7 protein-coding genes and 1 tRNA gene are annotated in these 3,453 nt (G+C 60.5%); 3 read left to right on the top strand and 5 right to left on the bottom strand.

The features are described from left to right. Positions 1–331 (bottom strand): co-chaperone GroES (locus ENZ75_RS25480; RefSeq protein WP_164887994.1); only part of this gene is annotated, 331 nt, incomplete at its 3' end. A 251-nt stretch (positions 332–582) separates the two neighbouring features. Between ENZ75_RS25480 and ENZ75_RS25475 the strand changes: the two genes are divergently transcribed. Further along, positions 583–831, top strand: a complete 249-nt coding sequence (locus tag ENZ75_RS25475; protein ID WP_063168668.1) for a hypothetical protein — start codon at positions 583–585, stop codon at positions 829–831. Next, complete coding sequence (locus ENZ75_RS25470) at positions 828–1,094, top strand: DUF1488 domain-containing protein (RefSeq protein WP_013530531.1); 267 nt, start codon at positions 828–830, stop codon at positions 1,092–1,094. Before ENZ75_RS25475 ends, ENZ75_RS25470 begins: the two co-directional genes overlap by 4 nt. Positions 1,095–1,125: 31 nt before the next feature. Here the strand turns inward: ENZ75_RS25470 and ENZ75_RS25465 are convergent, their stop codons facing one another. The 4 genes from ENZ75_RS25465 to ENZ75_RS25450 form a co-directional block, all read right to left on the bottom strand. Further along, on the bottom strand, positions 1,126–1,347 hold the full coding sequence (locus ENZ75_RS25465) for a DUF6500 family protein (protein ID WP_027160877.1): 222 nt from the start codon (positions 1,345–1,347) through the stop codon (positions 1,126–1,128). Between the two features lie 53 nt (positions 1,348–1,400). Then, positions 1,401–1,592 (bottom strand): hypothetical protein, encoded by a 192-nt coding sequence (locus tag ENZ75_RS25460; RefSeq protein WP_027160878.1) that lies wholly within the window; start codon positions 1,590–1,592, stop codon positions 1,401–1,403. Between the two features lie 5 nt (positions 1,593–1,597). Further along, positions 1,598–1,801 (bottom strand): hypothetical protein, encoded by a 204-nt coding sequence (locus tag ENZ75_RS25455; protein ID WP_013530528.1) that lies wholly within the window; start codon positions 1,799–1,801, stop codon positions 1,598–1,600. Positions 1,802–2,003: 202 nt separating this feature from the next. Then, a tRNA-Cys gene (locus tag ENZ75_RS25450) sits at positions 2,004–2,079 on the bottom strand. Between the two features lie 458 nt (positions 2,080–2,537). On the opposite strand from ENZ75_RS25450, the gene ENZ75_RS25445 reads away from it, so the two are divergent. Beyond that, on the top strand, positions 2,538–3,453 hold a 916-nt coding region (locus tag ENZ75_RS25445; RefSeq protein WP_164887993.1), incomplete at its 3' end, for a LacI family DNA-binding transcriptional regulator.

Below are 3,453 nucleotides of genomic sequence, written 5' to 3'. Positions count from 1 at the left end.
CGGTTGCAGCGGTCTCGCCCTTGTCGATGATGCCAGTCTCGTCCTTGTCGATGACGCCCATAATGTCGGCTTCCTTCATGATCAGAAGGTCCTCGCCGTCGATCTTGACCTCGGTGCCCGACCATTTGCCGAACAGGATGAAGTCGCCGGCCTTGACGTCGAGCGGAACAAGCGCGCCGTTTTCGTCGCGTGCGCCAGGGCCGACAGCGATGACTTCGCCCTCCTGCGGCTTTTCCTTGGCAGTGTCGGGGATGATGATCCCGCCCTTGGATTTGATATCGCCTTCGGCGCGACGAATGACGACGCGGTCGTGGAGTGGCCGAAATTTCATGGGAACTTTCTTTCTGGGGGCCGGCACAGGCGGCCACGCCCCTCCTCTATAGACGCGTTGGCACTCGATAGATAGGAGTGCCAAAAATTATTCGCGTACCAAATTAAATATTCAAAAGTATTATTTCAGCTGGCCGTTTCGTGATATCCGCAGAATGTCAAATAATTCAAAAGATTGAATTTTGCCGATCGAGTGCCTATTTATCGGACAAGTTCACTTTCACGATTTCAGGCACAAGGGAGATTTCTTCGATGGCCGAAGGCAATCAGACGATCATGGAAAAAGCTGAAGCCCGCTTTGTCGACAAGCAGAAGAAGACAGCGGAGAAAAACAAGGCGACCGCCGAATATATGTCCGAGGCAAGAGCCAGGGAGATCAAGACGGCAAGGCTGAGGGAGCTTCGGCTGGCCAAGGAAGAGGCCGATCGTGTCGCCCAGGCCCTCAATCCGACGCCGAAGAAGAAGCGGGTGACCAAGAAAGTTACGGAGGCTAAGACATGAGCCTCACCTTCCCCAACCGCAGCCGCAGCTATGACGAGGCGGGCCAGCGCATCCGTTTCGTCGGCCATGACGGCATGTTCCAGATCTCGTTCTCCGTCGCCGCCGACGCCATGGCCAAGATGCGGCCGGGAACCGCGGCCGATGAAGCCGGTTATCTCCAGACATTCGACACCGAGAGCAGTGCCATCCGCGAGGTCGCGTCGAAGGCCTACGACCGCACCCACAAGAGCATGTATGTTCTGACGGCGTCCGATTTCGGCTGATCAGTCCATTGCATGTCGCTCAAAACGACGATTAAAGATCCATCCCCTCGACCATCGCGCGTATCTTCGCAGCCTTTTCGAAATGGTCGAGGCGGTGGGTTCTGATCCACCATTCGGCGGCTTCCATCAGGAGTTCGGGGTTGTCGTTTCTGTTGGCGAAAAACGCATAGAACGACACGCCGACGCCGGCCCCCTTCTCGGAGATCTTGCGGTCGCAAATCTCCAGTATCTTCTGCTTCAGGCTGGCTCTCACGGGAATCCCTTGATTTGCGGTGCGGCAGGCTTCCGCCGGCGGGCCGCTACGGATCAGGCCTTGCGCTCGGCCCGTTCGCGGCGTTTGACATCGCGGACATTCATCTGCACGACCATGTCCTCGGCCTCGCGCGGCCCCATCCCGACCATCACCTTTTGCCGGACCACCGCAGGCTGGCCGGTGAAGACATCGATGATGCTCCAGCTCTGGGGAAGCTCCATACGCAGCGTGTAGCGGTTGGCCATGCCGGTCAGCCTTGCATCGTGAAAAACACGGCGCCCAGGATCAGCACCGTCCAGGCGACGACCGACAGTTTCAGCACCATGCCGCTATGCACGGCCAGAAGCTTCCGCAGGTGCGACACACCTGCCGACGAGGCCGGTGCCGCCGCCAGGGCGGCAGGAGCCTTGAGGCCAAGTTTTCCAAAGACGGGCAGCAGCGACGGTTCACGCACGAAAGGCCTCGAATGTCAGGAAAAAGCGAAGCAAGAACGCTCGGCTCCCTTCCATACCACTCTTTTCGCGCGTGCCGGCATGCCAAATGCAAGACAGGACTGCTTTAACGTCCGGTCCGCACCGCCTTCGTAACGCACAAATCTATTCGTGGGGACTGACTGCCCTTGGGGCAGATTGGGACTGCTGTTCGACGCGAAATTTTGGAGGCCTCGCCTCGGAATCGAACCGAGGCTTCAGAGATTTGCCGTCTCCAGCGTAGCCGCTCCGCCACGAGGCCATGGCTGTTGAAGTAGCGGCCAAATATTTACGGAAAGGTTAATCCCGAGGGACTGTTCAGAATTTTCGGCACGATCTTCAGACCGTCCGCCAGCACATATTGCGGCCAGGTTTGCTGCCCGGCAGCGCCAACCCTTTGCCGGACCTCGCATCCCGCGCACGCTGCGATCCTTCACGCCTCAAGCGGCAGCCCGCCCCGTCTCGACCGAGGGCCTCCAGCACTGCGACTGGCGCTCTTCCCCTGAGCTAAGTGCTGCCGGCGCTGCTTTAACCCGCGTTTGCATTCGAAGGAAGAGAGCCGAGGCCCAACCAGCTTTTCCCTTGAACGGCGATCCAATCTGGTCTAGCCTCAGCTGAGAAAAGGTTTTCTCAAACAATTTCAGTCGGGCTCGGCCACCTGCCGGGCCTCTTTCAGATCGGTAAGAGAAAACCTTTTTCCAACTAAGGACTCTCGGCGCGATGCCATCGGACGATCTGCCTGTTCCGGTCTTTTCCAAGCCAGTCACCTTGCGTGACGTGGCCGCGCAGGCCGGAGTCAGCGTCGCTACCGCATCCAAGGCGCTCAACAGCCAGGGCCGGATGACAGCCGAGACGCGCGAACGCATTCGCGAGACCGCCCGGCGGCTTGGCTTCCGGCCCAACAGCCTGGCGCAAAGCCTGCTCCGACGCCGCAGCTTCACCGTCGGCCTGCTCACCAACGATACCTATGGCCGCTTCTCGCTGCCGCTGATGTCGGGCATTTCGGACGCGCTGGTCGACAATGGCGTCTCGGTGTTCCTGTGCAATGTCGAGGAGGATCCGCGGCTGGGCCAGATGCATGTCGACGCCATGCTCGACAAGCGCGTTGACGGCATCATCGCCACTGGCAAGCGCATCGATCGTCATCTGCCCGTCGACCTCTCCAATCTGCGCGTCCCGGTGATCTATGCCTTCACGCAGCCCGACCCCGACGCCGTTGCCTTCGTCTCGGACGATGTTGGCGGCGCCCGGCTGGCCGTCGAGCATTTTTGCCGGCTTGGCCGCAAGCGCATCGCCCACGTCACCGGGCCGGCGAGCTTTGCCGTGGTACACGCGCGCGTTCAGGCTTACCGCGACGTGCTCGCCGAAAACGGCCTGACGGTCAGCGAGCCGCTGCTCGGCTCCTGGTCGGAAGCCTGGGGTCACCAGGCGGTTGCGCAACTGTTCGACGGCAAAAGCGAAAGGCCGGACGCGGTCTTCTGCGGCAACGACCAGATCGCGCGCGGCGTCATCGATGCTCTGCGCGAACGCGGCCTCGACGTCCCCAGGGATGTCGGCGTCATCGGTTTCGACAATTGGGAGATCGTGGCCGAGGCGACGCGCCCGCCGCTGACCTCTGTCGACATGAACCTGGTCG

It is taken from the genome of Mesorhizobium sp. M7A.F.Ca.CA.002.04.1.1, from assembly GCF_004022805.1.
Lineage (GTDB): Bacteria > Pseudomonadota > Alphaproteobacteria > Rhizobiales > Rhizobiaceae > Mesorhizobium > Mesorhizobium ciceri.
Note: the sequence above shows the minus strand (reverse complement) of the source record. Positions and strands in the feature narration are given on the sequence as shown.